The sequence below is a fragment of the Hyphomonas sp. UBA4505 genome (assembly GCF_002388685.1).
Taxonomy (GTDB): domain Bacteria; phylum Pseudomonadota; class Alphaproteobacteria; order Caulobacterales; family Hyphomonadaceae; genus Hyphomonas.
The window spans coordinates 102,532-129,507 of sequence record NZ_DGMZ01000010.1; the positions used below are offsets into that span (position 1 = coordinate 102,532).

The window sequence follows — 26,976 nt, forward strand, 5'->3', positions numbered from 1 at the left end:
AAGACCCCCTGAGTGACCGATAAAAGCCGAACTCCACTCGCATTGACAATGGGCGACCCTGCGGGTGTAGGCCCGCCGATCACAGTGTCGGCGTGGAACGCGCTAAAGCATGATCCGTCTTGCTGTTTCTTCGTGATTGGCGCGCCACGTTTGTATGCTCGGGACATTCCGGTGCAGGAAATTTCCAGCCCGGCAGACGCACAAGAGATATTCGCTCATGCGCTACCCGTCATTCCGTTGGAAGGGGTACCGGACATCCAGCCTGGACAGGCAGACGACCGCGCCGCCGCATCCATCATCAAATCCATCGAACTGGCCACCACCTTGTGCCTTGATCGCTCTGCAGACGGCATGGTCACCAATCCAATCAACAAGGCGCTGCTCTATGGGACGGGCTTTCGTCATCCGGGCCATACAGAATTCGTGGCCGCGCTGTGCGCGGAAGGCTCTCAGACTTCGTACCTACCGGTCATGCTGTTGACCGGAGGTGGTCTGCGCGTCGCACTCGCAACCATTCATGTCGCTCTGAAAGATGTGTTCAGTCATCTGAACACCAAAGACCTCGCCACACTTGGAGAAATTGTGGCGGAGTCAATGCGTGCGGACTTCGGCATTGCCTCGCCCCGCCTCGCCTTCACCGGATTGAACCCACACGCTGGCGAGAACGGTACGATAGGGCGCGAGGAAGTCGATATCATCAATCCTGCAGCCAGCGCCCTGCGCGCCGCCGGCATCGACATGTCAGACGCGCGGTCAGCTGACACAGTGTTCGCCGAATCTCTGGACGGACGGTTCGATGCCATCATCGCCATGACCCACGATCAAGGGCTCATTCCGGTCAAGACGCTGGACATGTGGGGCGGCGTCAACACGACGATTGGCCTCCCCATTGTACGCACCAGCCCCGATCACGGCACCGGCTATGATGCCGCCGCGAATGACACAGCTCGGCCTGACAGCCTGATCGCCGCAATCCGCCAGGCCCGAATGATCGCTAATAACCGAAAGAAAATTTCATGAGCCGTGACGAGACGCCGCCAGGCCTGACACAGGCAACTGCGCGCAAGGCGCTAGGTCAGCATTTCCTTTTCGATCCGGACATTCTGAAGCGAACGGCACTGGCCGCAGGACCGATAGAAGGCCGGACAGTCATCGAGGTTGGCCCAGGTCCGGGCGGGCTCACGCGCGCCTTGCTGGACAATGGCGCCGCCAAGGTCATCGCCGTGGAGGCTGATGAGCGATTTGCCCAGGCACTACAATCATGGCCAGAAGCCAAAAGCGGTCGTCTCCACGTAATCCTGAAAGACGCACGCAAAGTTCGCTGGGAAGAAATGCTGGCAGAACTTGGCGGCACCACACCAGCCATGATGATTTCCAATCTTCCTTACAATGTTGGCACGCCATTGCTCGTAGCCTGGCTGAAGTCAGGCCCCTGGCGTGGCGAGATGGCCCTGATGTTCCAAAAGGAAGTGGCTGAGCGCGTGTGCGCCAAACCGAATACGGATCAATATGGTCGCCTCGCCGTCCTGACCCATGCGGTTACCGATCCCCATATTGCCTTCACGCTGCCGCCGGGTGCGTTCCGACCCCCGCCGAAAGTGGACAGCGCCGTAGCCGTTCTGCACCCGTTGCCGCCGGAAAAAGTCTTTCCCCATCTCGACAAGCTGGAAGAAGTGGCCGGTGCGGCGTTCGGACAGAGGCGGAAGATGCTGCGAGCGGGCCTGAAACCGCTTGCCAAGCGTCATGGGCTCAAAGCGGTGGAATGGCTCCAAAGCCTCGACATTGACCCGACGGCCCGTGCCGAGACGCTCAGCCAGGACGAATTCCGGCGGATGGCCGCCTCCCTCGTCAAATAGAAAACGGCGCCCCGGTTTCCCGGAGCGCCGCGTTTTAGACAATCTGTAACCAACTAGTCGCGTTCAAGATCGAACCGATCGGCTTCCATGATTTTCGTCCAGGCCGCGACGAAATCGTGCACGAACTTCTCTTTCGCATCATCCTGGGCGTAAGTCTCCGACAGGGCCCGCAGTTGTGAGTTCGAACCGAAGACGAGATCAACTCGCGTGCCGGTCCATTTCACTTCTCCGGTATTGCGATCACGTCCTTCGAAGACATCCTGCTTCTCAGTGGCTGCTTTCCAAGCGACGCCCATGTCCATCAGGTTCACAAAGAAGTCGTTCGACAGCGTGCCGGGGCGATCCGTGAAGACGCCATGCTTGGAATTTGCATGATTGGCGCCGAGTACACGCAGGCCGCCGACGAGAACCGTCATTTCTGGTGCAGTCAGAGTCAGCAACTGCGCCCGATCCAGTAGCAATTCTTCAGTCGGAACCGAGAATTCGACCTGAAGATAGTTGCGGAAGCCATCGGCTTTCGGCTCGAGGAAGGCATAGGATTCAACATCCGTTTGCTCCTGCGAAGCATCCATACGGCCCGGCGTGAACGGTACCGAAACATTGATGCCCGCATCCTTGGCGGCCTTCTCCACGGCAGCAGAACCACCGAGCACGATCAGGTCGGCCATCGACACCTTCTTGTTGCCTGTCTGGGCGTAATTGAAAGCGCGCTGAACGCTTTCGAGCAGACCGAGAACCTTGGCAAGCTTTTCAGGTTCGTTGACTTCCCAGTTCTTTGCCGGGTCCAGGCGGATACGGGCGCCATTCGCACCGCCCCGCTTGTCGGAGCCGCGGAACGTGGAAGCTGCGCCCCATGCCGTCGAGACCAGTTCGGACACAGACAAGCCCGAAGACAAGATCTTCTCTTTGAGATCAGCAATGTCACTGGCGTTCACCAGTTCATGGTCAACTGCCGGAATTGGGTCCTGCCAGAGCAATTCTTCGCTTGGAACTTCCTCACCAAGGTACCGAACGGCTGGCCCCATATCGCGATGGGTCAGCTTGTACCAGGCGCGGGCGAACGCGTCTGCAAACTGATCCGGATTTTCGTGGAACCTGCGAGAGATCTTCTCGTATTCCGGATCCATCCGCATGGCCATGTCGGCCGTGGTCATGATGGTGATCTGCTTCTCGGACGGATTGTGAGCCTTTGGCGCCATGTGCGCCTCGTCTACATCCTTTGGCTGCCATTGGAACGCGCCAGCGGGGCTCTTCACAAGTTCCCACTCATAGCCGAACAGCATATCAAAATAGCCATTGTCCCATTTGATCGGGTTTGGCGTCCATGCGCCTTCGATGCCGCTGGTGATCGTGTCATCGCCATGGCCAATACCGAACTTGCTCTGCCACCCAAGCCCTTGTTCGGCGATGTCGCCGCCTTCAGGCTCTGCACCAACCATCGCCGCGTCACCCGCACCGTGGCACTTGCCAAATGTGTGACCGCCAGCAGTCAGCGCAACAGTTTCTTCGTCGTTCATGGCCATCCGGGCAAATGTTTCTCGGATGTCCTTTGCCGAAGCCAGCGGATCAGGATTGCCGTCCGGGCCTTCGGGGTTCACGTAGATGAGGCCCATTTGAACGGCTGCGAGCGGGTTCTCGAGCACACGCTCGCCGCTATAGCGGCTGCCGGGCTTATCGCTGGTGGCCAACCACTCTTCTTCCGTGCCCCAATAGATATCTTTCTCCGGCTCGAAAATGTCTTCGCGGCCGCCGCCAAACCCAAACGTTTTACCGCCCATGGATTCAATGGCGCAATTGCCCGCAAGGATCATGAGATCGGCCCAGGAAATCTTGTTGCCGTACTTCTTCTTGATCGGCCATAGCAAACGGCGGGCCTTGTCGAGATTGGCATTGTCCGGCCAGCTGTTCAGCGGCGCAAAGCGCTGCGACCCGGAAGTCGATCCACCCCGGCCGTCACCTGTGCGATATGTACCGGCGCTGTGCCAGGCCATACGGATGAAGAACGGACCATAATGGCCGTAGTCCGCAGGCCACCAATCCTGGGAATCCGTCATCAGCGCGAAGATGTCCTGTTTGATCGCCTTCAGGTCGAGTTTCTTGAATTCCTTGGAATACTTGAACGTCTCGCCAAGTGGATTACCGACCGGCGGGTTCTGGTGAAGGATGCTGAGGTCTAGCTGGTTGGGCCACCAGTCGCGGTTTACGCGCCCTCGCAGCGAATGCATTACGGGGCACTTGCCCTCTGGAGCTGCGTCATTTCCGTCCATATTCATCTCCCTGGATTGGTCTGGCCTGAGAGCAGTCCCTCCCGGAACAACCCTCCTGATTTCACGGTCGCCGAGAGAACATCAGCGCGGAGTAGGCGCAGTCCTTTGACGACAGTCTTGAGGCTACGCAATCATTTTGAATAGAACCAATCAATAGAAGCCTACTCCGGTATCGATATTTTCTATGCATTGAATTAGTGGTACAAAATCAAAGGCCCCGGCACTTTCGCACCGGGGCCTTCCATAAAAAATTCATTCAACTAGTGGCCTGCGAGGACCGCGAGCATGAGCAAGGCCACGATATTTGTGATCTTGATCATCGGATTCACGGCCGGACCGGCAGTATCCTTGTAGGGATCGCCAACCGTGTCTCCGGTTACAGCGGCCTTGTGAGCTTCTGAGCCCTTTCCGCCGTGATGACCATCCTCGATATACTTCTTCGCATTGTCCCAGGCACCGCCTCCGGACGTCATCGAGATGGCCACGAACAGGCCTGTCACAATCACACCAAGGAGCATCGCCCCAACCGCCGCGAGGGCCGCGCCTTTGCCGGCAATCGCAAAGATCACGCCGAACAGGACAATCGGTGACAACACTGGCAGGAGTGACGGGACGATCATTTCCCGGATAGCGGCCTTCGTCAGAAGATCGACCGCCCGGCCATAATCAGGCTTCACTTCGCCTTTCATGATGCCCGGCATTTCGCGGAACTGTCGACGAACTTCCTCAACCACCGCTTGCGCAGCGCGTCCGACGGCCATCATGGACAGGCCTCCGAACAGGAATGGCAACAGGCCACCGAACAGAAGGCCGACCACCACATATGGGTTCGCAATCGAGAAATCAGCCGTTGCATTGTAGAAGAAGTCCCCTTCCACGGCGCGTGCCGAGAAGTATTTGAGATCTTCCGCATAGGCCGCGAACAGAACGAGTGCGCCGAGCCCGGCCGAACCAATGGCATAGCCCTTGGTCACAGCCTTCGTGGTGTTACCAACCGCATCGAGTGCGTCCGTTGTCTCGCGAACTTCCGACGGAAGCTCCGCCATCTCGGCGATGCCGCCCGCATTGTCCGTAACGGGTCCAAAAGCGTCGAGCGCCACGATAATCCCGGCAAGCGCCAGCATGGTCGTGGTGGCAATCGCAATGCCGTAGAGGCCTGCGAGGTTGAACGTCAGGATGATGCCCGCAATGATCACGATGGCCGGAAGGGCAGTCGATTCCAGCGACACAGCGAGGCCCTGGATCACGTTCGTCCCATGACCAGACTCTGATGCCCGCGCGATGGAGCGTACCGGACGATATTTGGTTTCGGTATAGTAAGCCGTGATCACGACGATCAGTCCCGTCACCACGAGGCCGACCACGCCGCAACCAAACAGCATCCAACCGGACACGTCATTGGCGAGGCCAAGCCGTTCGCCGGCATCGTCGAGCACGCCGAAACCATTCGGCAAGACCGTTGCGATTGCGATTGCGAGGCCGCCAATGGACAGCACGCCCGTCACGATCAGGCCTTTGTAGAGCGCCCACATGACATCCGTCTTGCCGGGTGCTAGGCTCACGAAATAGGTGCCGACAATCGACGTGACGATACAGACGGCGGCAATCGCCAACGGCAGCATCATGATTTCGACGATATATGTTGCGCCAGAGAAATAGATTGCACCGAGCACCATCGTCGCCACCAGCGTGACCGCATAGGTCTCGAACAGGTCGGCCGCCATGCCGGCACAGTCGCCGACATTGTCTCCCACATTGTCTGCAATCGTCGCAGCGTTGCGTGGATCATCTTCCGGAATGCCGGCTTCGACCTTGCCGACCATATCACCGCCGACGTCCGCGCCCTTGGTGAAGATACCACCACCAAGACGCGCAAAGATCGAGATCAGCGACGCGCCGAAGCCGAGGGCCACGAGCGAGTCGATGACGAGACGTTTCTCGCTTTCAACGCCCAGATTCAGTCCAACGACCATGGTGAGCAAGCCGTAATAGACAACGATGCCCAGAAGAGCGAGGCCAACCACCAGCATGCCCGTGATGGCACCTGACTTGAAGGCCAACTTCAGACCTGCGTTGAGGCCAGACTTGGCCGCTTCAGTTGTGCGCACGTTTGCCTGCACCGACACTTTCATGCCGATGAACCCGGCCGCGCCGGAAAGCGCGGCGCCGACGATGAAGCCGAGCGGCACCTGCCAGTTTCGGAACAGAATAAGTAACAGAACGACGACAACGACGCCGACGATCGCAATTGTACGATACTGGCGCCCAAGATAGGCATTTGCGCCTTCCTGGATCGCTTGAGCAATTTCGCGCATACGCGCATCACCAGCCGGGGCCTTCATGATCGAATTGATCTGGAGCCAGCCATAAAGGACTGACAAGACCCCCGCCGCGAGAGCGAGATAATACCACATGGATTACGTTTCCTTCCCTTAAAACAGAACTTCGACGCCAGGTTATTCCTGATCATGCACTGTTTATTATAGGTGACCAGCCTGCCCGGCCCTTGGGAAATAGGCAATATGCCTCCCGTCAGGGGCGAGTCAGCCCAGTCCCACTTCAGCCATGCTCAAAGCCGAGAGTTTCCGGGAGGTTAATGGGCGAACTTCGCAGGGTGACGGAAAGTCCTCCTTCGGGTCGGGTTTCGCCGATAAGCGTAATAACTACGCCAGATCTGCCCGCATCCGCCAGGATTTCATCGCGCCGCGTTTTTTCTGAGGTGAAGAGCAGTTGATAGTCGTCTCCCCATGTCGACAGGCGGATCATTTCGTCCACATCGGTTGCATTCCCCGCAAAGGGCACGGACTCAAGTGCTATATGGACGCCAATTTCGGACGCGCTGGCGAGACTCGCGGCATCCCCCAACAGCCCGTCGGAAACATCCATCGCCGCCGTCGCGAACTGCGCGACAAGATGCGCGGCGGCAAGCGGTTGGACCTGCGGCACCCGATACGCCTCAACCTCGGCGCTTTCAACCGCCCCTTTCTGGATCGCGTCAAAGCCCAGATACGCCGCACCGACACGACCTGTGACCCAGATATCTTCGTCGGGCCCAGCGCCCATCCGCCGAACAGGTGTTTCACCAAGACAAGTCCCGGTCATGGTGAGTGACAGGAAAAGACCACCCGGGCTGCGCACGGTATCTCCGCCGATCAGGTGGATATCGAATGCATCCAGTTCTGCCCCAAGAGCAGATGCGAATTCAGCAAGGTCGGATTCCGGTCGTTCCTTGGGCCATCCGAGCGTGAGCAAAGCTTCAGAGGGCAAGGCTCCGGCGGCGTAGACATCAGACACGTTCACGCGCACAAGCTTTTGGGCAACGGACGCCACCGGATCAGACGCGAGAAAATGCACGCCCTCGACCAACGCATCAACCGTGATGACCGTCGGAGACTTGCTGTCGGCCAACTGCGCAAGATCGTCCCGCAAGCCAGCTGCCCCGCCCGCTCTGGCGAGCGGCGCAAAATATTTGGCGATCCAGTCTTTCTCAGCCATTGGGTCAGCGCCCCATGCGCCTCATGGCGCTACAACCCTTCGCGGCCGATGGCGTAGAAACGCTCCTTGCGCTGGGTGCGCAGTTCGGACGGGCTCAGGCCTTCCAGTTCCTGCAAGGCCTCATCAAGCGCTTTTGCGGCAGCAGCCATCGCCCGTTTCGGGTCACGATGTGCGCCGCCGACTGGCTCCTTGACGACACCGTCGATGACTTTGGTTTTCAACAGGTCCGGCGCTGTGATTTTCATGGCGTCAGCCGCATCCTTCGCCTTGGCAGCGTCGCGATAAAGGATCGAAGCGCAGCCTTCCGGAGAGATCACCGAATAGATGGCGTGCTCCATCATCAGGACCTTGTTGGCCGCCGCGATACCGATCGCGCCGCCCGACATGCCCTCGCCGATGATCAGCGTGACGAACGGCACGCCCAGTGACAGGCCGCGCTGTGTGCCGCGCGCAATGGCTTCAGCCTGCCCACGCTCTTCGCCGCCCTTGCCGGGATATGCCCCCGACGTGTCCGGAAAGCTCAGGACAGGCAAATTGAACTTCTCGGCCATGTCCATCAAGCGCACCGCCTTGCGATAGCCTTCAGGGTGGGCCATGCCGAAATTGTGCTTCAGGCGCTTCTCGATCGTGCGGCCCTTCTCATGGCCGATAATGACCACGGGACGCCCCTTGAAGCGTGCCAGTCCGCCCATAATGGCTTCATCATTCCCAAACACACGGTCGCCCGCGAGTTCCTCGAAATCGTCGAAGATGTTCTCGATGAAGTCAGACAAATGCGGCCGGTCTGGATGGCGGGCCACAAGAGTCTTCCGCCATGCGCTGAGATCGGAATACATGTCCTTCAGCTGCTTGCTCGACTTGGCCTTCAGCTTTTTCAGCTCGTCGGTGATCGATGGCCCTTCCTTGCTGGAAGCAAGCGCTTCCAGTTCGGAGATCTTCGCGTCCAGCTCCGCAATGGGCTTTTCGAATTCAAGATAGGTCGTTGTCATAAGGCGCAAGTTAGCAATGACGGGCTGACTCGCCTAGCCGGGAATTCACTAAAGTGCGCCTTGCACCTTTACCACAGCCGGCAGGATCAAAACGCCGAGCAGGACGGGAAAAACGAATATAATCAATGGCAAAGTCAGCTTTGCTGGCAGCGCCATGGCCTTTTCCTCCGCCATCAGGATGCGACGCTTGCGCATATCTGCCGAGAAAACTCGCAAAGTCTGGCCAAGGCTGGTGCCCATTTCCTCTGCCTGACGGAGCATCGTGGCCAGAGAACTCGCCTCTTCAATGCTCATCCTATCAGCAAAAGCGCGCCAGGCATTCTTGCGCGCCTTGCCCGCGCGCAGCTCCAGCGACAGCTTTTTCATGTGCCCGGCAATGATCGGATGCCGCAATTCCAACTCTTCGCCGACCCTCTGAACCGAGGCATCAAGACTGAGACCGGCTTCTACACAGGCAACCATCAGGTCCATCATGTCGGGAAAGCCAGCCGAGCATTGCTGCTGGCGCGCTTTGGTACGGCGCGAAACGAGCATGTCAGGCGCGAGCAAGCCCGCAATGATCAGGCCAATGCTGAGCATGATCAGGTGTTGCTTCGAAAAGCCACCGAGATGAGGCAAAGCCACCAGCAGAGCGAGCTGAGGCAACACGACGCAAGCAATTCTGGCTATGTAATACCGCCCCACCGCCGACGGGTTAGTGAACCCCGCGAGCAGCAATTTGGCGCGCACCTCGCTGACCGCGTCCTCGTTCGAAGGGGTCGCGCGATTGGCAAGCCCGATGACCGCCCGACCTATCCGTGTATCGTTCCGGCTCTCTTCCTGCACCGCAGGACGTGACTCGCGTCGCTCCAACCGACGCTCAAGATCTTCCTTGGCCTTCCAGCTTCTCACGAAGGCCATAATCGCAGGCACGGCGAGGAAGCCGGCAATGGCCAGCATAATGATGGGCAGAAGAGCAGATGCGGAGAAGGGCATGGGTTTGCTTGGGGCCTACATCTTGAAATTGATCATCTTGCGCATGACAAAATTGCCAATCGCCATCCATACAAACAGGATCGGGAACACCACCCGCACTAGCGGCTCATCGATCACTTCGCCGTAAAATTCCGGGCGCAGCACGTGGATGCCAGACATCACGATGAAGGGTGCCGAGGTAAGGATCATCGCCGAGGCCCGGCCCTCTGACGAAGCTGCCTTCACTTTCAGACGCATGGTCTGACGCTCACGGATGGTTGTCGTGTTCGCTTTCAGGAGTTCGCAAAGGTTGCCACCAGTCTTTTCCTGCAGGCGTACCGTGGCGACGAACAGCTCGACGTCCGGGTCGCCCGCCCGCTCGGCCATGCGCTGGACCGCATTGGTCAGCGACATGCCGTATGACACTTCATCCGCCGCCATGCCGAACTCTGTTCCAATCGGGTCGGGCATCTCGCGGGCCACCAACGACACGGCTGTCGCAACCGGATGCCCGGCCTCCAAACTGCGGCAGACAATCTGGAGTGCGTCGGGCAATTGTTCCGACATTTTCTTCATGCGCCGCCCAGCAACCATTTTGAGCCAGACGATGGGTCCGAGCACAAGAATGAGCGCGGCAATGCCGACAGCCGGTCCGGGCCCGCCAACAAAACGCCAATAGGCTAGCCCCGCGACCAGGCCTGCCCCGGCTGACATCCCGAACCAGCGCAATGGCTGAAACTTCAGGCCAGACCTGACCACCAGCTGATTGAACCAGCGCAACGGCATGGCAAGATTGCCATTCTTGTCGAGGCCACGACTTTTGCGCAGCTCGACCATGGCTTCACTCGTCGTTTCAAACCGTTCCTTGAACTGAAGACGCTTGTTGACCACGCGGCGGGTTTGGGCTTCCGTCACCAGCCCCATAACCGACTGGATCGCCAGAAATACCGCGCCGATCGCCATGATCACAGGGATCAGGACAGTCAGGCTGATATTGGTGATGTCAGGCATCCACGACAAGAAGCTCGTCTCCTAGAATCGCGTAGAGGGGTCAAACATGCCTTCCGGCATGGGAACGCCGCGACGTTCCATCTCATCGAGGAATTTCGGACGTAGACCGGTCGCGGCGAAGTGCCCCTCGACCTTGCCCTCATCGGTTGTGCCAGTGCGTTCAAAGCGAAAGATTTCCTGCAATTGAACGACTGAGCCTTCCATGCCCGTCACTTCGGAGATTGATACGACTTTTCGCGAGCCATCTGACAGGCGCGTGGCCTGGACGATAAAATTGACGGCCGAAGCAATCTGTCCACGGATCGCCGTCTCGGATATTTTCATACCACCCATCATCACCATCTGCTCCAGACGGGTCAGTGCATCGCGCGGATTGTTAGCGTGGATCGTCGCCATAGAGCCTTCGTGGCCCGTATTCATGGCTTGCAGCATGTCGAACGCTTCTTCTGAGCGAACCTCGCCCAGGATCACGCGGTCAGGCCGCATGCGCAGCGCGTTCTTCACCAGTTCGCGCTGACGGATTTCGCCCTTGCCTTCAATATTGGGCGGGCGGGTTTCCATGCGCGCAACATGAGGCTGTTGCAGTTGGAGTTCGGCAGCGTCCTCAATCGTGATGAGGCGTTCATCTTCATTGATAGCGGCTGATAGCGCGTTGAGCAGGGTTGTCTTCCCCGACCCGGTGCCCCCGGAGATAACGGTAGAGGCCCGGCATTTCACCGCCCCGAGGATGAACTTTGCAACAGGCTCAGGAATTGCGCCAAAGCCAACCAACTTCTCCATTGTCAGTGGCGATTTGGAGAATTTCCGGATGGAGACAAGCGGCCCATCAATGGCAATTGGCAAGACAGCGGCATTGACACGGCTGCCATCCAGAAGGCGTGCATCAACCAAGGGCTGGCTCTCATCGACACGTCGGCCCACAGCCGCCACAATCCGCTGCACAATGCGAAGCAAATGGTCATTGTCCGCAAACCGGACCGGTGCCAGTTGGAGCTTGCCGTGCCGCTCGACATAGACCTGGTCAAAACCATTGATCAGGATGTCGGCAATCGAGTCGTCCTTCAGTAGCGGCTCGATGGGCCCAAGCCCCGTCATCTCGTCCATCACAGCATCGGCAAAGCTTGCCTCTTCTGTGGCCGAGAGCGCCATCTCTTCCTTCTTGATGATCTCCGAAACGATCCCCCGCACACGGCGCCGCATGGTTTCATCATCCAGCTTGTCGAGAACGGACAAATCCAGTTCGTCGATCAGCTTGGCATGGATACGCAATTTGGCATCGAGCTGGTCAAAAGCCTTGGTGTCGGCAGGAGCGGGCGGCGCGGGCTTCGGCGCAGTTGGCTCAGCCACTTCAGGCGCGTTGACCGGTTCAGGCTTGGCGGCGGCGTTCGAAAATCCAAAACGGCTCATTTCGCTTTCCTCTTACCGGCAACTTGTTGAACGGGCTGCCTCGCGGCGTCGGGCATCATCTTGTCGACCAATGTCGAGACATCTGCGACGAGCGCGCTTTTCGGTTTCACGTCACCAATCGGCTTTCCGAGATTTACCGCCGTGCGGGCAGCATCCCAGTCCGACGTGATCGTTGCATCAATCTGACGGTCGATGGCCTTTTCGGCCTTGTCGACGGCAAACTCGGCACGGAACTTCTTTTTCGGGAACATACGGTTCAGTACGAGCTTGGCCTTGCGATCGGGCCCACGCAGCATATCAACTTCGCGCGCCATATCCGCAGCAGCGTGCAGGCTTGGCACGGTCAGCTCACTGATAATGATCGCCTCATCAACCGCGCCCAGTATGGGCTTGGTCCAAGGCATCATGTGGCGAGGCATGTCCACCAGAACAAATGGGAACTCGGCGCAGGCAACGTCCAGCAATCTGAGGATCGCCGCTTCCGTGGCCAATGCATCTGCGTCCGGATTGCGCGGCGCCGAAATTGTCGAAACACCATCCTCGTGTTGCCAGCACCATGCGGCCAGCAAGCGCGCATCAAGGCGCTCCGGCGCAGCGGACAAGGCTGCAAGGTCGAGCTTTGGCACTGCTTCCAGAAACGAACTGACCATGCCGTCAGACACATTCAGATCAACAAGGCATACCTTGCCGGGTCCGACTTTCTCACAGATGGCAAACGCGCTCTCAATAGCCAGAGTTGAGACACCCGCACCACCGACAGCGCCCCGAAACGCCCAGCATACGGCGGACGCTGGTCCGTCACCGCCACTCTCTGCGGCTTCTGCAGCGGCGCGGATGCGTTCCACGGACTCCAGGATTTCGTCCGCACCGGCGCTGACCGGAAGGATGTCCGACGCCTCAATTTTCATTAAGGCTCTAACGATGTGAACTGGCAGATTGTCTGACACCATCAAGACGGCACTGTCCGGTTTTTCCACCGCCAGCCCCAGCACAACCTGTTCCGCGCCTGTTTGTCCTTGTTCCAACAGGATCAGTGCACCACCGAACTTTTCGACAATGTTCGCAGGGTCCATTGAAGAAAGGTCAATAACATTCCGGCAGATCGACTTGAGCTGCATCAGCCGTTCAGGCCCCGCCAATGCGGCGATCGCAGGGATCATCGCCGGAGCGGATGCCGGAGGGGCTCCATCAGACAGTTTTCGCGCTGCGCCTGACATCAGCTGCCTCCCGACGCGCTGACCGAGGAATCTCGCAAATCTTTGGTCTTGCCTTCATTGAGGGCCTTCACGGCATTGGCTGCACGCAGGCCAGACGTGGACTCGACGGCCTTGGAGTTGCTCAGATTGACGTCACGAACCGATTGCTCACGTATGTTGCTGGCATTGGCTTCACCCAGCAGAAATTTGTCCTGATTGTCATAGCTTGCACATCCGACGAGGAACACGCTCACCATCATGGCACTCATAATACGGCGCTTGAAAGTCATGTTCAGTCTCCTTCGCCGACCAGCGGCGCATGAGTGGTTTGGTTCATGAGGAAGAGTTCTTCTTCCGTCGGTTCAGCAAATGCGTCGAGCGGAGTCCGAAGCATGGAAGGGTGTGGAGTAGGTTGAACCAGACGCGGAATGATGATGATCACCAATTCGCTTTCCTGACGCTGGTAGCGTTTAGAAGAGAACAAGGCGCCCAATACCGGCACATTTCCAAGCCACGGTGTCTGCCGAACATCATTGGAATAATCATTCTGCAACAGGCCCGCGATGGCAAAGGCCTGTCCGTCATGTAGCTCTACCGTTGTATCGGCGCGACGGACGGAAATACCGGGAATCTCGATGTCCTGCGCTCGGATACCATTGTTCCGGTCAAGCTGGGACACTTCCGGACGCACCCGCAAGTTCACAAGCCCACCACCCAAAACGGTCGGAGTGAAATCGAGGCTCACCCCAAACTTCTTGAACTCGACCGATACTTGGCCATTCTCGCTCGAGACCGGAATGGGGAACTCGCCCCCGGCCAGGAAGCTCGCCGTGTCGCCTGACAGGGCCACCAGATTGGGCTCAGCCAGCGTACGCACGATTCCCTTCTCTTCAAGGGCGCGCAGTTCGACATCAATATTCTCTCCACCGACATTGGTGAACAGGGCAACCGTCTTGGCGGCCAGTCCGGACACGGTCGATGGCTCCGTGAACGCAACCGCGTCGCGCCCATCCATGGAGTTTCCAAATCCGATTTCCTTCACCGCACTACGGCTGGCTTCGAGAAAACGCACCTCCAGCAGGACTTGCTGACTCTGGCCAACAGACAATCCATTGGCCACACCACCCGGAACATAGCGCTCGGCCACTTGCACCGCCATCTCCGCAGCTGCAGCCGTGGTCAGCTTGCCATCCAGGAACACGCCATCATGCACGGGGTATACTTCAATACGTTCGCCTGGCAGCAGATTCCCCAAATCGGCGCGCAGTTCATCAAGGCTCAGCTCAACTTCGACATCAATCAGTTCAGAGATCTCGCCCTCTGCATTGTAAATGAGCACGGTGGTTGAGCCGGGCACTTTGCCACGCAGGAAGAAGGACCGGTTGGAGGTTGCCATCGCTTCGGCGATATCAGGGTCGGCGACGACGAGCGTCGAAAATCCCTGATCGGACTCGATGACGGTCGAGCGTCCCTTTTCAAGCATGAGCACCTTGGCATCAGGGCCGGTCGTGCGCTCGGTCCAGGCATGCGCCGGCGCAATTGCGACGATGCCAACAACCAGGAAAAGCAGGATATAAGTCAGTTTAGGCATCAGTTCGCCTCCTCGGTCAGCGGCTTCGGCTGCGCGACAGGCGCGGTCACACTTGTTTCACGATCCCCATTTATGATGCGCACGGTCGCAGTCGTTGCGCGCTTGGGCGCAGCACGACGAACAATAGGGACCTTTTTAGGCTCCGCCTTTACCAGCGTGATGACATCAGCGTCTTCTTCGCGTCCGATCAATGCCAGTCCCAGCGCGCCTTGCATGCTGACCGCACCCAAGCGGAGTGCACCTTCTGGCGTCACTTCCAGCGTTACCGTGCTGGAGGGACGTGCGCCCTCAAGATTCGATTCAAATGTCTGATCGACCGCCAGCACTTTCACTCGCTTGAGCACAGGCCGCGCTATCAGGTCTGATGTGACCCGTACGGCATCGCTGCCAAACGAGTTTGCAGACTGGCCAGGTTCGCGCTGGATGAACTCGTTCACGTCGACCCGGTCACCGGGCAGGACGAATCCAGCAACTCCGGTATCACTCCGTACCGTGATGGCCACGGCACGCATGCCGGGCTCGATTGCAGATGCCAGGGTAAGCAGGTTTCCGGCCGCGTCGAGCTTTTCCAGCATGATTGGTTCGCCAGGCAGGATCGGGCCACGTGCATAGAGGATTTCCGACAGTTCCTCCGTCGAGGCCAGAACACCCTCAGGAACAGAGTCACTTGGCCATTTAATGGCTTTCACATTGCTGGCCGAGACCTCCTCACCTGCTTCGATCGCCGCAGATGCAACGAGAACAGACGACATCTGGACCGCAGGTGCGGCAATCTGGGCTGTCGCGTCATTGGAATTTGACGTCATGTAATAGCGGCCAAGAAACACAGCTGCGATTCCCAGTACCGCAGAAAGACCAAGACTGATCAGGGGTGCGAGTTTCATTCTGAATGCCCTCTCCCGCGCAAAATACGCAATCATCAGCATTCATGATTAATCTTCAGGCGATAAGGTCTCTTGAAGACTTGTAGGGAAATCTAAATCACGAACAGAACCGCGCATTAACCATGCCGCAACTGTTTCGCGGCCAGTTCTTAAAATTCAGCACACGCATGTTAATCTGCTAGGCCGATTTAGCCTCTCAAGACAGTGGAGAACATGTCTGCGTCGACGTTCCCGCCCGTGATAAGCACGCCGACCCGCTGTCCGTGCATCTCGGATGGCAAGCCCTGCACTGCGGCCGCCAGCGCGGCTGCCCCGCCCGGTTCGGCAACGACCTTCAAGTATCGGAAGGCCAAGCGCATCGCCTCACGCACCTCGTCATCCGACACGACCAGCCCACCACTCAACAAGCGCTTGCCGAGGGCAAAGGTGATCTGGCCGGGCATGGGCGTCAGAATGGCATCGCAGATCGACCGCGTTCCGGGCAGATTGCTGCGCAGTTCGCCCGCTGCTAGCGACTGCGCCCAATCATCATGTGCTTCTGGCTCGGCCGTCCAAATACTTGTTTGCGGCGACAGTTCGGCCATCGCGATCGCCACGCCCGTGATCAGCCCGCCGCCGCCAGCACAACAGATCAGATGGTCCAATGGCTCACCGAATGCTTCCATCTGGTGCGCAAATTCGAGCCCCGCGGTGCCTTGCCCGGCCACGATGTCTTTGTCGTCAAAACTCGGCACGACGACCGCGCCGCGGTCTTCGGCGATCCGGGTCGCGATCTCCTCACGACTTTCGGTCTCCCGGTCATAGAAGTGAACCACGCCGCCATCTGCCTCGACGCCTGCCACCTTTATCCGGGGCGCATCAGATGGCATGACAATTACCGCGGGCATACCCAGCAAACGCGCGGCCCGCGCAACGCCCTGCGCATGATTGCCAGAGGAAAAAGCCACCACACCCGCTGCGCGTTGCGCCGCCGGGATTTGTGACAGGCGATTCATCGCGCCGCGTATCTTGAAGCTGCCGGTCACCTGTAGGCATTCAGCCTTGATGAACAGTGATCCGCCAGCCAGGGCGTCCAGCGCTTCATGTGTCAGAATCGGCGTCTCACGCGCAACACCGCGCACACGTTCAGCGGCGGCAAGCACATCTTCGAAATCCGGTAGCGCGTCAGCAGCAGTCATGCCGGTGGCCTAAACCGAACCGGCATGCCCTGCAATGCAATAGGATCGACTAGAGTTTGTCGAGCATTGCCTTGGCAAGTGCCTTGGCGTCTTCGCCTATCTCTTCATTGGCAAGCGCATAACCCAGAACAGCTTCGAAATAGCCAAGCTTCGAGCCACAATCATAATCCTGCCCTTCATACTCGTAGGCATAGAAGGACTGGACTTCCATCAGGCGCGCCATGGCGTCCGTCAGCTGGATCTCGCCGCCGGCGCCCTTGCCCTGGCTTTCGAGCAGGCCAAACACTTCGGGCTGGAGAATATAACGACCCGTGATCTTGAGGTTCGATGGCGCGTCGGCGACGGGGGGTTTCTCCACCATGCCCGTCATCTCGATCAGGCGTCCGTCGCGATCATTCCCTTTCGGAGCAATGACGCCATAAGATGACACGCGATCCATCGGCACCTGGTCTACGGCCACGATATTCCCACCGACCTTGTCATAGGCTTCCACCATCTGCGCGAGACAGGAGGGGCTGCCCTTGACCAGAACATCCGGCAGCAACACGGCGAACGGCTCGTTGCCGACGATATCTCGCGCACACCAGACGGCATGGCCAAGTCCCAGAGGCGATTGCTGGCGCACAAAGCTGGCGGAGCCCGCTGGCAAAGTGGTCTGCTTGACCTGTTCCAGAATGGCCTTCTTGCCCTTGGCTTCGAGCGCGACTTCAAGCTCGTAAGGGATGTCAAAATAGTCTTCGATCGAACCCTTGTTGCGCCCGGTCACGAAAACGATGTGCTCAATCCCGGCTTCCAGCGCTTCATCAACGACATATTGAATGGCCGGCCGGTCGACGACGGGCAGCATTTCTTTCGGGATAGCCTTCGTCGCGGGCAGGACTCGCGTGCCAAATCCGGCCACAGGAAGAACAGCTTTTCTAACGCGCATGAACAGGAAGCTCCTTGGAATTCAACATCGGGACCGCGAAAGGCCACCTATGCGGGTTTCTAAGCAGACTTGGACTTAAATCGCGTTAACTCAGAGCAATAAAATGGCCGTAAGTCTAAATCCAGCCAAGGCTGTACAAGCTTAACGCACCAACGCTGCACGCGAGTGACAAAACGAGCACTGTGGCCATGGACCGTTTGACGGAGGGTGCACGTGTCCCACGCATTTCGGCTTCGAGCAGGCTCTGCAAACGACGCGCAGGAGATAGCGTGGGCGGATAACGCGGCTCAGATAGGCTGGCGTCCTGCATATTCGCTGCCGCCAGGTCTGTGGATTTCGCGGCTTCCTGGGCGGTAGATTCGTCTTGAATCGCTGGCTTGCTTTTCGGAAGGGCCATCTGAATTCTCCGGTATCTTCCAGAGAGTGTGCCAGATGAGAGCTAACCGATAGCTAACAAAATCGGATGTACTGAAGTCAGTCCGGAACCGGTCCGAAGAAAACGCCACCGTCTGGCGCTTCATAGCCATTTGAGCAGCGCAACGTGCCATCAGAACCGCGGTCGTCCAGAACGACGAAAGTCTTTAGACGGGATTCTCCGAATTCGCGCGCTTGCGATATCGACTCGCCGCCATCGCTGCGCACTGTCGTCGCCGGTGCGAGGCTTCCCGAAATCATCACGGCGACACCGGTGGACAAAATTTCTTTGAGCATGTTTCGGCCTTTTGGGGGTTACCCGAAATTTACCAACGATAAGGGAGGGAGCGCCGCCTATATTCGTCTGACCGGAAAACTTCAAGAGTTAAAGCGGGGTCAACGTATGACCGCCATCCACAACCAGTGTGGCGCCCGTCATGTAGCCGCCCTGCTCCGACGCCAACAGCAGAAGCGGACCAGACAATTCGTCATAGTTTCCGAACCGACGCATCGGGACGCGCTTTGCCATTCTCTGACCCGCTTCCGATTCGAGGAACTCATCATTTATTGCTGTCTTGAAGTATCCAGGCGCAATCGCGTTAACGCGGATCCCATGCCGAGATGCCTCAAGTGCCATCGTGCGAGTCAGATGATCCACCGCAGCTTTCGACGCTGAATAGGCAGAGATCATGTTTGACGGCCTGAGCGCCGTAATTGACGCAATATTTATGATCGCGCCGCCACAGCCCGCATCGATCATGGCCTTGGTAGCGTATTTGGCAACTCGCCAGACACCGGTGAGATTGGTCTCGATGACAGTGTCCCAATCCTTTTCGGGCATGTCCCAGAACCACCCCTCACGCGACATACCGGAATTGTTGACGAGAACATCGCACGGACGACCAAGCGCTTCGCGAATCTCTGCAAACGCTCCCGTCACGCTGTCGTCGGAAGTGACGTCCATCTGTACAGGCAGCGCCTTTCCACCGCGCTTCTCAATGCTTTCTGCAACTTCTTCCAATCGGTCCAGGCGGCGCGCCGCGAGCACGACATAGGCCCCGGCATCGGCCAGAACATGGGCGAAATGCTGGCCCAAACCGCTTGATGCTCCCGTGACCAATGCCGTCTTATTAGTTAAACTGAACAATCTCATGCCCTCCAATTAGAAAATTCGTGTTGCGCGCCGCAATATTTTTCCTCTATCCCAGCGATATGAAAATATCTGTTCTGAGGGAGCGACGAGCTGGTGAGACCCGTGTGGCGGCTACACCAGAAACCGTCAAGAAGTTGGTGGCCTCCGGCCACTCGGTAACAATTGAGTCCGGAGCGGGCACTGTCGCAGGCTTTCCTGACGACAGCTTTTCTGAGGCGGGGGCCACCCTTGCACCAGACGCGGCCGCGGCAACCAAGGGGGCCGACATTGTCTTCAAGGTGCGCGCACCGGAAGACGGCGAATTTAGCGCCCTGCCCGACGGCGTCGCGCTCATCGCCTTGATGGACCCCAGCAACCTGGATGCGACGCCGCTCAATGGGAAAAAGATCGCGGCTCTTTCCATGGAATTCACCCCCCGCATCACGCGCGCACAAAGCATGGACGCCCTGTCGTCCCAATCAAACCTTTCCGGCTATCGCTCAGTCATTGAAGGTGCGCAGATCTACGGCCGCGCCATGCCGATGATGATGACCGCTGCCGGCACGATCGCCCCGGCCAAGGTCTTTATCATGGGAGTAGGCGTCGCTGGCCTTCAGGCCATTGCCACGGCGCGCCGCCTCGGCGCGGTCGTCACCGCAACCGATGTGCGTCCCGCTGCCAAGGAACAGGTCGCCTCGCTCGGCGCGAAATTCATCGCGGTCGAGGATGAAGAGTTCAAGGCGGCTGAGACCGCTGGCGGTTATGCCAAGCAGATGTCGCCGGAATACCAGGCCAAGCAGGCCGAACTGACGGCCAGCCACATCACCAAGCAGGACATTGTGATCACGACCGCCCTGATTCCCGGCCGCGCCGCGCCGGTCCTCGTCACCGAGGAGATGGTGAAAACGATGAAGCCGGGCTCGGTCATTGTCGACATGGCGGTTAGCCAGGGCGGCAACTGCCCGCTCTCCAAACCTGATGAGATCGTGGACGTGAACGGCGTGAAAGTGGCCGGGTTTTCGAACCTGCCCGCGCGCCTGCCCGCAGACGCCTCGTCCCTGTTTGCCAAGAACCTCCTCGCCTTCCTGCCGCTGGTCACAGCCGAGGATGGCAGCCTCAATCTCGACACCGATGACGAAATCGTCACCGCCATGCTGCTCACGCGCAATGGCGAGACGGTGAACGAAAGGATCCAATCATGAAGCGCGCACTCCTGACGCTTTCTGCGGCCAGCTTTGCGCTGCCCGCCTTCGCAGATGCCGGTGGCATCGACTCAACCGTCTTCCTGGCTGCCATCTTCGCACTGGCCTGCTTCGTTGGCTACTATGTCGTCTGGTCGGTCACCCCGGCCCTGCACACGCCATTGATGGCTGTGACGAATGCCATTTCGTCCGTGATCATCGTTGGTGCGCTCGTCGCAGCCGCCACGATGGGGCTCACCTCCGACAATTGGGTCTCCAAGATTCTCGGCACGGTCGCCGTGATCCTTGCCAGCGTAAACATCTTCGGCGGCTTCCTCGTCACCCAGCGTATGCTCGCCATGTACAAGAAGAAGGGAGACTAAGACATGGACTCCTTCCAAACCACTTGGGCGCCGCTGCTGTATCTCGTCGCTGGCATTCTCTTCATTCTGGCCCTGCGCGGTCTCTCCAGCCCGGCGACCAGCCGCGCTGGCAACCGCAATGGCATGATCGGCATGGCCATCGCCGTCGGCACCACGCTGGCGCTGGTCTGGTCACAGCTTGACCTGCAGACCTGGGGCCTGATCCTCGGCGGCGTCGCCATCGGCGGCACGATTGGCGCGATCATCGCCCGCAAGATCCCGATGACAGACATGCCGCAGCTCGTCGCCGCCTTCCACAGCCTCGTCGGCCTCGCCGCCGTGCTCGTGGCGGCTGCCGCGCTCTACTCTCCGGTCAGTTTCGGCATTTCCGGCATCGCTGGCATCAAGGCAGCGTCCCTGATCGAACTCGGCCTCGGCTCCGCCATCGGTGCGCTGACCTTTACCGGCTCGCTGATTGCGTTCGCCAAGCTCAATGGCAACATGTCCGGCTCGCCGATCATGCTGCCCGCCCGTCACCTGCTGAACATCGCCCTAGCTGTCGGCATCGTGGTCCTGATGGTCATCCTGATCCAGTCAAACGGTTCGGCACAATGGGCTTTCTGGGGCGTCACGGTGCTTGCCCTGATCCTCGGCATTACTCTGATCATCCCGATTGGCGGCGCGGACATGCCGGTCGTCGTCTCGATGCTGAACTCCTATTCTGGCTGGGCTGCAGCGGCGCTCGGCTTCACGCTGGGCAATTTCGCGCTGATCATCACCGGCGCGCTCGTCGGCTCGTCGGGCGCGATCCTGTCCTATATCATGTGTACGGGCATGAACCGGAGCTTTATCTCGGTCATCCTCGGCGGCTTTGGCGGCGACGATGCGGCCACCGGTGGCGCAGGCGCGGATGCAGACCGTCCGTTCAAGCGCGGCTCGGCCGAAGACGCGGCTTTCATCATGAAGAACGCCTCCAAGGTCATCATCGTGCCCGGTTACGGCATGGCCGTCGCCCAGGCCCAGCACGCTCTCAAAGAGATGTGCGACAAGCTGAAGGAAGAAGGCGTTGAAGTGAAATACGCCATCCACCCCGTCGCGGGCCGGATGCCGGGGCACATGAACGTCCTGCTCGCCGAAGCGCAGGTGCCGTATGATGAAGTCTTCGAACTGGAAGATATCAACTCGGATTTTCGCCATTCCGAAGTTGCCTTCGTGATCGGTGCCAACGACGTCACCAACCCGGCCGCGAAGACCGACAAGACCAGCCCGATCTATGGTATGCCCGTTCTCGATGTCGAGAATGCGGGAACGGTCCTGTTCATCAAACGCTCGATGGGCTCCGGCTATGCCGGCATTCAGAACGAACTCTTCTTCCGCGACAACACGATGATGCTGCTCGCCGACGCGAAGAAGATGGTCGAGGACATTGTGAAGAACCTCTAGGCGCTTCGCAGCGACGCAAACCGACGCGTTGCCGCCTCATCCAATACACACATCTGATCGGCCGCCTTCTTCTTGAGGGCGGCCGATTTGCTTGTCACAGTGCCATCTTCCAGAGCCCAGTCCGGCGCAATCTCCGCCAGCGGCTCCAGCACGAACCGGCGCTCCGCCATGCGTGGATGCGGGATGGCCAGCGTCTCGGTGTCGAGCGTCACGCCCTGCATCAGCAACACGTCCACATCCATCTCACGCGGACCCCAGCGCAAACGTTCCTGTCGCCCCAGTTCGGCTTCCATGGCCTTGCAGGCATGCAGCAATTGCAGCGGTCCAAGACCTGTCTCGATCAGCACGCAAAGATTCAGGAAATCCGGCTGGTCCGTAACACCCCAAGGCGCGCTGCTGTAGAGATTGGAGACGGAAGCAAGCTCAATACCCGGCATTGCGGCCAGCAAGTCCACCGCCTGCGCCAGCGCCGCCTCGCGGTCGCCCAGATTGGTGCCGAGGCCGAGCGCAGCCTCAGCCATTGCGGCTGCGTGTGATCGACACGCCGACATGGTCCACCAGATGTCGAATTGGCGCCGACGGCTTGCGCACAGTAACGGTCACTTCCTCGACAATGACCCACTTGGCCAGGATCGCATCGGCGATACGTTCGGCGAAGGTTTCGATCAGATTGAACACAGTCTTCCCGGACAGGTCTTCGGCAAGGTCACAGACCTCCCCATAATGGACCGTCTCTTCCATCTGGTCGGTTGACGTCGCGGGCTGGCCGAGGCGGCAGTCGATGTCGATGAAGAATTTCTGTCCGAGGGATTTCTCCGCCTTGTGGACCCCATGGAAGCCATGAAGGCAAAGATTTGAAACAAAGATGCGGTCGGTCAATTGGCGCTCCCAATGGCTTGAAACATGTCGAGCGCCTCGCGGTGCGCGGCGACATCATGGACACGAAGAATCGTTGCGCCCCGGTAGACGCTGTCGAGCCCGGCGGCAAGCGTCCCGACAAGACGATCCTCCACGGGCTTGCCCGTCATGCGTCCGATAAAGGACTTCCGGGAGACTCCGACCAGGACCGGACATTGGGTATCGACGAGCACATTCAGGTGCGCGAGCACACCGAAATTCTGATCATACGTCTTGGAAAAGCCGACACCCGGATCAAGCAGGATGTGCGTGCGGGGAATGCCGGCGCGGTCGGCCATGTCGAAGGCGCGCCCGAAGAACTCCGCCATGTCCTCGCGGAGGTCTATGTCGCCATCCGTTTTACCGCGATTGTACGTGATGCAGACAAGGCTTTCAGTCTCGGCCACGGCGTCGGCCATGCCCTCATCCTTGGTCATGCCCCAGACATCATTCACAAGCACCGCGCCCGCCTCGGCAGCGCGCCGGGCGATCTCGGCCTTATAGGTGTCGATGGAGAGCGGCAAGGCGTCCGGCCCGGCAAGGCGTGTAATGGGCTCACGCACGCGGGCCCATTCGTCTTCGAGGCTCACCGGATCACCTCCGGGCCGTGTCGACTCACCGCCAATGTCGAGAATGTCTGCGCCGTCCTCGGCCATTTGCCGGGCATGCGCTTGCGCAGCGAACAGGGTGTCATGCGCGCCCCCATCGGAAAAAGAGTCAGGGGTCACATTCAAGATGCCCATGATCAGCGGCGTCGGGGCCGCGAGCCGCTCCAGCAGCCGGTCTCGAACCGCTATCCGCGCGAGCCTGTCCATAAACGCATCCTTTCCGCTTGGCAGCGTTAACGCCTCAGCAGGGCAGGAACAACGGTTTCGCTGCCACTATCCCCCACGGCTTCCAGATTTTACTGAGGCTTTTCAAAGGCCCCAAAGTCCTGAATCCGACCGGGTCGCCAGATGTATACACTCCACCTGTCGGCATCCTGCGATGAAAGTGCCGACGAAGGTCCGGAGCGCGAAGAGGATTGTCGTCTCTTCTTGGCACTCCCGGCGGATGGACGGAGCCTCGCGTGCACTCGGGGTCATTTCATTCCATCCAACTCACTAAAAAGGCCCCAGCGTCCGGAGCTTTGCTCCATCCGCCAGGACCCGATAGAAAAACCGGACGGGTTTTACCCCAGTCCGGCTCTTTTTGCTGTTTTACTGTTTGGTCTCCACCCCCGGATCGTTCTGGGAATAGGCGTCTTCGAGTTCGTACGTGTCCGGGGACTGTTTCAACGCGCCCGCCTTTGTGTCTTCGGCCCCTGTATCAGCATTAAGCGTCTCGGGTGCATTTGGATGACGCCCATCACGCGGCATCAGAACCGGGTTCTTGCCCTCATCTAGGCGTTGGGCACGTTCTGCGGCGGTACCGGGTGCGTCTGGGCGGTCCTTCTGACCGTCATCCCGCAAGAATCCGTGCTCGCCGTCCTGCGGCTGGTCGTCCGTGCTGCGGTAGCCAGCCTGATTCGTATCCTCGCGGCCGGGGGTCTCGCCATCACCTCGCTGCTGGCTGAGGTCGTTCTGGCGCTGGGTATCGATATCTGTTTCTTGCTTGTTCATGATGAGTCTCCTTTCGAAAAACCAACGGGCGACAAGCGCGAGATGTTCCGAGGAGAAGTGGCCGGCGGGGTTAAATCGGGGTAACTGGAAAGGCGCAGATATCTCAGCTACACCTCAATCATTCTATTCCGATTTTCGCTTCACAGGATCGAAAATTTTTGACTTCGTCAAAAAAGGAAAAGAATGGTGTGCCCTACAGGGTTCGAACCTGTGACCTACTGATTAAAAGTCAGTTGCTCTACCAGCTGAGCTAAGGGCACGCCGGAACGCGCGATTTAGGCGACCAGAACCGAGCGGTCAACCGCCTCTTGCATTGTATGGCTTGAAGTCGCCACAATTTTCGCATCACCCTCGCCGCATGAGACGTATATTCCCCCTTTTCCTTACACTTGCAGCAGTTGGCGCATGCGCCAGCCAACCTGCCCCGACAACACAAAAAACCGCATCGAACGGCAACCTGACCGAAAATGTCAGCGACGCGGCAGGCAGCGCCTACACGCAGACCCGCTCGGGCCTGTCGGATGCTGCTCTGTCGCCATTGGAAGACTTCAACCTGCGCCGAGAAGAAATCCCTCCCATTCTCAAAGGGGTACAGAGCCCCTACGAGCTTCCAGAGAAAATGAGTTGCGAGGAAATCGAACAGCGATTGGCTGACCTTGATGCCGTGCTTGGCCCTGACTGGGATACGCCGGTTCCGGATGAACGCCTTCGCACCGAGAAACTGGCGGATTCAGCCGCCGATGCGACGCTTGGCGCAATCGCCTCCGAAGCCCGCGGCCTGATTCCGTTCCGGGGTATCGTTCGCAAAGCTACAGGCGCGGAAAGCCACGAGAAGAAGTATAATCTCGCCTACAAGATCGGTGCGCAACGACGGGCATATCTGAAAGGCATGGGCCTCGCCATGGATTGCCCCCTGCCCGCTCGTCCGGATTTCGCCGCAGAGCGCGACCCAACGGCGGTCACTTTCAAGGGCGATGCGCCGACTGTGCCGAATTCAGGCGCGTATGACGCCTATCAACAAAAGCAACTCGACAATCTTACCCCTGTTGGTCCTTCGGAGCCGACCTCGTCGACGCCCACGCCGTCTGAAGTCGATGACGCAGGGCTTCAAACCGTCCCTCCGCAATACTGAGTCGTATCTCGGCCATGAGCGCCTGGAAGAAAGCCGTATTGTGCCAGCTGAGCAGCATGGGCCCGAGATACTCACCCGCCTTGAAAAGGTGGTGATAATAGGCGCGTGAATAGTCCTGACTGGCCTTGCAGTTTACTGCCTCGTCGAGCGGTGAAGTGTCTTCTGCGAACCGCGCATTCTTGACGTTCACCGGCCCGTCCCAGGTCCAGGCCTGACCGTGGCGACCGGACCGCGTGGGCAGGACGCAGTCGAACATATCGATGCCACGCGCGACGCTTTCCACCAGATCGATCGGCTTGCCGACGCCCATCACATAGCGTGGCAAATGGCCCGGCAGGTGCGGCACCGTCATGTCGATGGTGGCGCACATCTGGTCATGCCCCTCACCCACAGCGAGCCCGCCCAATGCGATGCCGCCAAAGCCTTGCGAGACGACGCCTTTGGCGGACTTCTCGCGAAGGTCTGCGAAGTTTGATCCCTGCACGATGCCGAACAGGGTCTGGCCCTCGCGGTCGCCAAAGGCGTCCAGGCTCCGCTGACCCCAGTCGAGCGACAGGTCGAGGCTCCGCTCGGCCTCCGCGTGCGTGCAGGGATAATCGGTGCATTCGTCGAGCTGCATGGAAATATCGGCGCCAAGCAGATCCGCCTGAATTTCGATGCTGCGCGCGGGCGTCAGCCTATGCGTGGAGCCATCAATGTGGCTCTGGAAGGTCACACCATCGGCATCCATCTTGCGCAATTGCGCGAGCGACCAGACCTGAAAGCCGCCACTGTCGGTCAGCATCGGGCCGTCCCAGTGCGCAAAGCTATGCAGGCCGCCGAGACGCTTCACGCGCTCTGCGCCGGGTCGCAGCATCAGATGATAGGTGTTGCCGAGGATGATATCCGCCCCGGCCTCCTTTACCTGGTCCATATAGAGCGCCTTGACCGTGCCGGCCGTGCCCACAGGCATGAAGGCGGGCGTGCGGATTTCGCCGCGCGGTGTCTTGAGCGTGCCCGTACGGGCCTTGCCCTCGGTCGCCTTGATCTCGAATGGAAATATCGTCATGGGCCGAGGC

General features: G+C 59.0%; 27 protein-coding genes and 1 tRNA gene. 6 read left to right on the forward strand and 22 right to left on the reverse strand.

Annotation, left to right across the window (positions count from 1 at the left end; translation table 11 throughout):
- Positions 1-12 precede the first annotated feature (12 nt).
- Positions 13-1,020 (forward strand): 4-hydroxythreonine-4-phosphate dehydrogenase PdxA, encoded by a 1,008-nt coding sequence (gene pdxA, locus B3527_RS06535; RefSeq protein ID WP_290479145.1) that lies wholly within the window; start codon positions 13-15, stop codon positions 1,018-1,020.
- On the forward strand, positions 1,017-1,856 hold the full coding sequence (rsmA, locus tag B3527_RS06540; protein ID WP_206993025.1) for a 16S rRNA (adenine(1518)-N(6)/adenine(1519)-N(6))-dimethyltransferase RsmA: 840 nt from the start codon (positions 1,017-1,019) through the stop codon (positions 1,854-1,856). The genes pdxA and rsmA overlap by 4 nt, the downstream gene beginning before the upstream one ends.
- Before the next feature lie 53 nt (positions 1,857-1,909).
- Here rsmA and katG read toward each other — a convergent pair whose 3' ends face one another.
- The 16 genes from katG to B3527_RS06620 all read right to left on the reverse strand — a co-directional run bounded on the left by katG (position 1,910) and on the right by B3527_RS06620 (position 19,323).
- On the reverse strand, positions 1,910-4,123 hold the full coding sequence (katG, locus tag B3527_RS06545) for a catalase/peroxidase HPI (protein ID WP_290479146.1): 2,214 nt from the start codon (positions 4,121-4,123) through the stop codon (positions 1,910-1,912).
- A 260-nt stretch (positions 4,124-4,383) separates the two neighbouring features.
- Positions 4,384-6,537, reverse strand: a complete 2,154-nt coding sequence (locus B3527_RS06550) for a sodium-translocating pyrophosphatase (RefSeq protein ID WP_290479147.1) — start codon at positions 6,535-6,537, stop codon at positions 4,384-4,386.
- A 145-nt stretch (positions 6,538-6,682) separates the two neighbouring features.
- The gene (gene thiL / locus B3527_RS06555; protein WP_290479148.1) at positions 6,683-7,618 is read right to left on the reverse strand and encodes a thiamine-phosphate kinase; all 936 of its coding nucleotides are present in this window, start codon (positions 7,616-7,618) and stop codon (positions 6,683-6,685) included.
- A gap of 29 nt (positions 7,619-7,647) precedes the next feature.
- Positions 7,648-8,607 (reverse strand): acetyl-CoA carboxylase carboxyltransferase subunit alpha, encoded by a 960-nt coding sequence (locus tag B3527_RS06560; protein ID WP_206993021.1) that lies wholly within the window; start codon positions 8,605-8,607, stop codon positions 7,648-7,650.
- A 48-nt stretch (positions 8,608-8,655) separates the two neighbouring features.
- Positions 8,656-9,582, reverse strand: coding sequence for a type II secretion system F family protein (locus tag B3527_RS06565; RefSeq protein WP_206993020.1), 927 nt, complete (start codon positions 9,580-9,582; stop codon positions 8,656-8,658).
- 15 nt (positions 9,583-9,597) lie between these two features.
- On the reverse strand, positions 9,598-10,572 hold the full coding sequence (locus B3527_RS06570) for a type II secretion system F family protein (protein WP_290479233.1): 975 nt from the start codon (positions 10,570-10,572) through the stop codon (positions 9,598-9,600).
- A 21-nt stretch (positions 10,573-10,593) separates the two neighbouring features.
- A complete protein-coding gene (locus B3527_RS06575; protein WP_290479149.1) occupies positions 10,594-11,979 on the reverse strand; it encodes a CpaF family protein in 1,386 nt (461 codons plus the stop codon).
- Positions 11,976-13,196, reverse strand: coding sequence for an AAA family ATPase (locus B3527_RS06580; protein WP_290479150.1), 1,221 nt, complete (start codon positions 13,194-13,196; stop codon positions 11,976-11,978). The genes B3527_RS06575 and B3527_RS06580 overlap by 4 nt, the downstream gene beginning before the upstream one ends.
- Positions 13,196-13,465, reverse strand: coding sequence for a hypothetical protein (locus B3527_RS06585; protein ID WP_206993017.1), 270 nt, complete (start codon positions 13,463-13,465; stop codon positions 13,196-13,198). Before B3527_RS06585 ends, B3527_RS06580 begins: the two co-directional genes overlap by 1 nt.
- 2 nt (positions 13,466-13,467) lie before the next feature.
- A complete protein-coding gene (locus B3527_RS06590) occupies positions 13,468-14,766 on the reverse strand; it encodes a type II and III secretion system protein family protein (protein WP_290479151.1) in 1,299 nt (432 codons plus the stop codon).
- Positions 14,766-15,650 (reverse strand): Flp pilus assembly protein CpaB, encoded by an 885-nt coding sequence (gene cpaB, locus B3527_RS06595; RefSeq protein WP_290479152.1) that lies wholly within the window; start codon positions 15,648-15,650, stop codon positions 14,766-14,768. The genes B3527_RS06590 and cpaB overlap by 1 nt, the downstream gene beginning before the upstream one ends.
- 188 nt (positions 15,651-15,838) lie before the next feature.
- Positions 15,839-16,828, reverse strand: coding sequence for a threonine ammonia-lyase (locus B3527_RS06600; RefSeq protein WP_290479153.1), 990 nt, complete (start codon positions 16,826-16,828; stop codon positions 15,839-15,841).
- A gap of 49 nt (positions 16,829-16,877) precedes the next feature.
- Entirely contained in the window at positions 16,878-17,756 is an 879-nt protein-coding gene (galU, locus tag B3527_RS06605; RefSeq protein ID WP_290479154.1) for a UTP--glucose-1-phosphate uridylyltransferase GalU, read from the reverse strand.
- Positions 17,757-17,871: 115 nt separating this feature from the next.
- Positions 17,872-18,153 carry a hypothetical protein gene (locus tag B3527_RS06610; RefSeq protein WP_206993012.1) on the reverse strand — a complete coding sequence of 94 codons (282 nt, stop codon included), beginning with the start codon at positions 18,151-18,153 and terminating at the stop codon, positions 17,872-17,874.
- 77 nt (positions 18,154-18,230) lie between these two features.
- Positions 18,231-18,467, reverse strand: coding sequence for a hypothetical protein (locus tag B3527_RS06615; RefSeq protein ID WP_206993011.1), 237 nt, complete (start codon positions 18,465-18,467; stop codon positions 18,231-18,233).
- A gap of 88 nt (positions 18,468-18,555) precedes the next feature.
- Positions 18,556-19,323, reverse strand: a complete 768-nt coding sequence (locus B3527_RS06620) for an SDR family NAD(P)-dependent oxidoreductase (RefSeq protein WP_206993010.1) — start codon at positions 19,321-19,323, stop codon at positions 18,556-18,558.
- Between the two features lie 59 nt (positions 19,324-19,382).
- Here B3527_RS06620 and B3527_RS06625 point away from each other — a divergent pair, with 59 nt between their 5' ends.
- From B3527_RS06625 to B3527_RS06635, 3 genes are read left to right on the forward strand one after another with little or no spacing between them, the layout of a single operon-like run.
- A complete protein-coding gene (locus B3527_RS06625; protein WP_290479155.1) occupies positions 19,383-20,504 on the forward strand; it encodes a Re/Si-specific NAD(P)(+) transhydrogenase subunit alpha in 1,122 nt (373 codons plus the stop codon).
- Positions 20,501-20,866, forward strand: a complete 366-nt coding sequence (locus B3527_RS06630) for a proton-translocating transhydrogenase family protein (protein WP_206993008.1) — start codon at positions 20,501-20,503, stop codon at positions 20,864-20,866. The genes B3527_RS06625 and B3527_RS06630 overlap by 4 nt, the downstream gene beginning before the upstream one ends.
- Positions 20,867-20,869: 3 nt before the next feature.
- Entirely contained in the window at positions 20,870-22,288 is a 1,419-nt protein-coding gene (locus tag B3527_RS06635; protein WP_290479156.1) for an NAD(P)(+) transhydrogenase (Re/Si-specific) subunit beta, read from the forward strand.
- Here B3527_RS06635 and folK read toward each other — a convergent pair.
- The 5 genes from folK to B3527_RS06660 all read right to left on the reverse strand — a co-directional run bounded on the left by folK (position 22,285) and on the right by B3527_RS06660 (position 25,046).
- Positions 22,285-22,809 (reverse strand): 2-amino-4-hydroxy-6-hydroxymethyldihydropteridine diphosphokinase, encoded by a 525-nt coding sequence (gene folK, locus B3527_RS06640; RefSeq protein WP_206993006.1) that lies wholly within the window; start codon positions 22,807-22,809, stop codon positions 22,285-22,287. The two genes, B3527_RS06635 and folK, sit on opposite strands and share 4 nt — an antisense overlap.
- Positions 22,802-23,167 (reverse strand): dihydroneopterin aldolase, encoded by a 366-nt coding sequence (gene folB / locus B3527_RS06645; protein WP_206993005.1) that lies wholly within the window; start codon positions 23,165-23,167, stop codon positions 22,802-22,804. Before folB ends, folK begins: the two co-directional genes overlap by 8 nt.
- Positions 23,164-24,000: a dihydropteroate synthase gene (gene folP, locus B3527_RS06650; protein WP_290479157.1), complete on the reverse strand. Its 837-nt coding sequence runs from the start codon at positions 23,998-24,000 to the stop codon at positions 23,164-23,166. Before folP ends, folB begins: the two co-directional genes overlap by 4 nt.
- Before the next feature lie 384 nt (positions 24,001-24,384).
- Complete coding sequence (locus B3527_RS06655; RefSeq protein ID WP_290479158.1) at positions 24,385-24,786, reverse strand: hypothetical protein; 402 nt, start codon at positions 24,784-24,786, stop codon at positions 24,385-24,387.
- A 184-nt stretch (positions 24,787-24,970) separates the two neighbouring features.
- A tRNA-Lys gene (locus B3527_RS06660) sits at positions 24,971-25,046 on the reverse strand.
- A gap of 98 nt (positions 25,047-25,144) precedes the next feature.
- Between B3527_RS06660 and B3527_RS06665 the strand changes: the two genes are divergently transcribed.
- Positions 25,145-25,918, forward strand: coding sequence for a hypothetical protein (locus B3527_RS06665; protein ID WP_290479159.1), 774 nt, complete (start codon positions 25,145-25,147; stop codon positions 25,916-25,918).
- Here the strand turns inward: B3527_RS06665 and tgt are convergent.
- Positions 25,824-26,966, reverse strand: a complete 1,143-nt coding sequence (tgt, locus tag B3527_RS06670) for a tRNA guanosine(34) transglycosylase Tgt (RefSeq protein WP_290479160.1) — start codon at positions 26,964-26,966, stop codon at positions 25,824-25,826. The two genes, B3527_RS06665 and tgt, sit on opposite strands and share 95 nt — an antisense overlap.
- Positions 26,967-26,976 lie beyond the last annotated feature (10 nt).

Excerpts from the sequence above, each read along its gene's own strand:
- rsmA (WP_206993025.1), top strand. The coding sequence starts at position 1,017 with ATGAGCCGTGACGAGACGCCGCCAGGCCTGACACAGGCAACTGCGCGC.
- katG (WP_290479146.1), bottom strand. The coding sequence starts at position 4,123 with ATGGACGGAAATGACGCAGCTCCAGAGGGCAAGTGCCCCGTAATGCAT.
- B3527_RS06550 (WP_290479147.1), bottom strand. The coding sequence starts at position 6,537 with ATGTGGTATTATCTCGCTCTCGCGGCGGGGGTCTTGTCAGTCCTTTAT.
- thiL (WP_290479148.1), bottom strand. The coding sequence starts at position 7,618 with ATGGCTGAGAAAGACTGGATCGCCAAATATTTTGCGCCGCTCGCCAGA.
- B3527_RS06560 (WP_206993021.1), bottom strand. The coding sequence starts at position 8,607 with ATGACAACGACCTATCTTGAATTCGAAAAGCCCATTGCGGAGCTGGAC.
- B3527_RS06565 (WP_206993020.1), bottom strand. The coding sequence starts at position 9,582 with ATGCCCTTCTCCGCATCTGCTCTTCTGCCCATCATTATGCTGGCCATT.
- B3527_RS06570 (WP_290479233.1), bottom strand. The coding sequence starts at position 10,572 with ATGCCTGACATCACCAATATCAGCCTGACTGTCCTGATCCCTGTGATC.
- B3527_RS06575 (WP_290479149.1), bottom strand. The coding sequence starts at position 11,979 with ATGAGCCGTTTTGGATTTTCGAACGCCGCCGCCAAGCCTGAACCGGTC.
- B3527_RS06580 (WP_290479150.1), bottom strand. The coding sequence starts at position 13,196 with ATGTCAGGCGCAGCGCGAAAACTGTCTGATGGAGCCCCTCCGGCATCC.
- B3527_RS06585 (WP_206993017.1), bottom strand. The coding sequence starts at position 13,465 with ATGACTTTCAAGCGCCGTATTATGAGTGCCATGATGGTGAGCGTGTTC.
- B3527_RS06590 (WP_290479151.1), bottom strand. The coding sequence starts at position 14,766 with ATGCCTAAACTGACTTATATCCTGCTTTTCCTGGTTGTTGGCATCGTC.
- cpaB (WP_290479152.1), bottom strand. The coding sequence starts at position 15,650 with ATGAAACTCGCACCCCTGATCAGTCTTGGTCTTTCTGCGGTACTGGGA.
- B3527_RS06600 (WP_290479153.1), bottom strand. The coding sequence starts at position 16,828 with ATGACTGCTGCTGACGCGCTACCGGATTTCGAAGATGTGCTTGCCGCC.
- galU (WP_290479154.1), bottom strand. The coding sequence starts at position 17,756 with ATGCGCGTTAGAAAAGCTGTTCTTCCTGTGGCCGGATTTGGCACGCGA.
- B3527_RS06610 (WP_206993012.1), bottom strand. The coding sequence starts at position 18,153 with ATGGCCCTTCCGAAAAGCAAGCCAGCGATTCAAGACGAATCTACCGCC.
- B3527_RS06615 (WP_206993011.1), bottom strand. The coding sequence starts at position 18,467 with ATGCTCAAAGAAATTTTGTCCACCGGTGTCGCCGTGATGATTTCGGGA.
- B3527_RS06620 (WP_206993010.1), bottom strand. The coding sequence starts at position 19,323 with ATGAGATTGTTCAGTTTAACTAATAAGACGGCATTGGTCACGGGAGCA.
- B3527_RS06625 (WP_290479155.1), top strand. The coding sequence starts at position 19,383 with ATGAAAATATCTGTTCTGAGGGAGCGACGAGCTGGTGAGACCCGTGTG.
- B3527_RS06630 (WP_206993008.1), top strand. The coding sequence starts at position 20,501 with ATGAAGCGCGCACTCCTGACGCTTTCTGCGGCCAGCTTTGCGCTGCCC.
- B3527_RS06635 (WP_290479156.1), top strand. The coding sequence starts at position 20,870 with ATGGACTCCTTCCAAACCACTTGGGCGCCGCTGCTGTATCTCGTCGCT.
- folK (WP_206993006.1), bottom strand. The coding sequence starts at position 22,809 with ATGGCTGAGGCTGCGCTCGGCCTCGGCACCAATCTGGGCGACCGCGAG.
- folP (WP_290479157.1), bottom strand. The coding sequence starts at position 24,000 with ATGGACAGGCTCGCGCGGATAGCGGTTCGAGACCGGCTGCTGGAGCGG.
- B3527_RS06655 (WP_290479158.1), bottom strand. The coding sequence starts at position 24,786 with ATGAACAAGCAAGAAACAGATATCGATACCCAGCGCCAGAACGACCTC.
- B3527_RS06665 (WP_290479159.1), top strand. The coding sequence starts at position 25,145 with ATGAGACGTATATTCCCCCTTTTCCTTACACTTGCAGCAGTTGGCGCA.
- tgt (WP_290479160.1), bottom strand. The coding sequence starts at position 26,966 with ATGACGATATTTCCATTCGAGATCAAGGCGACCGAGGGCAAGGCCCGT.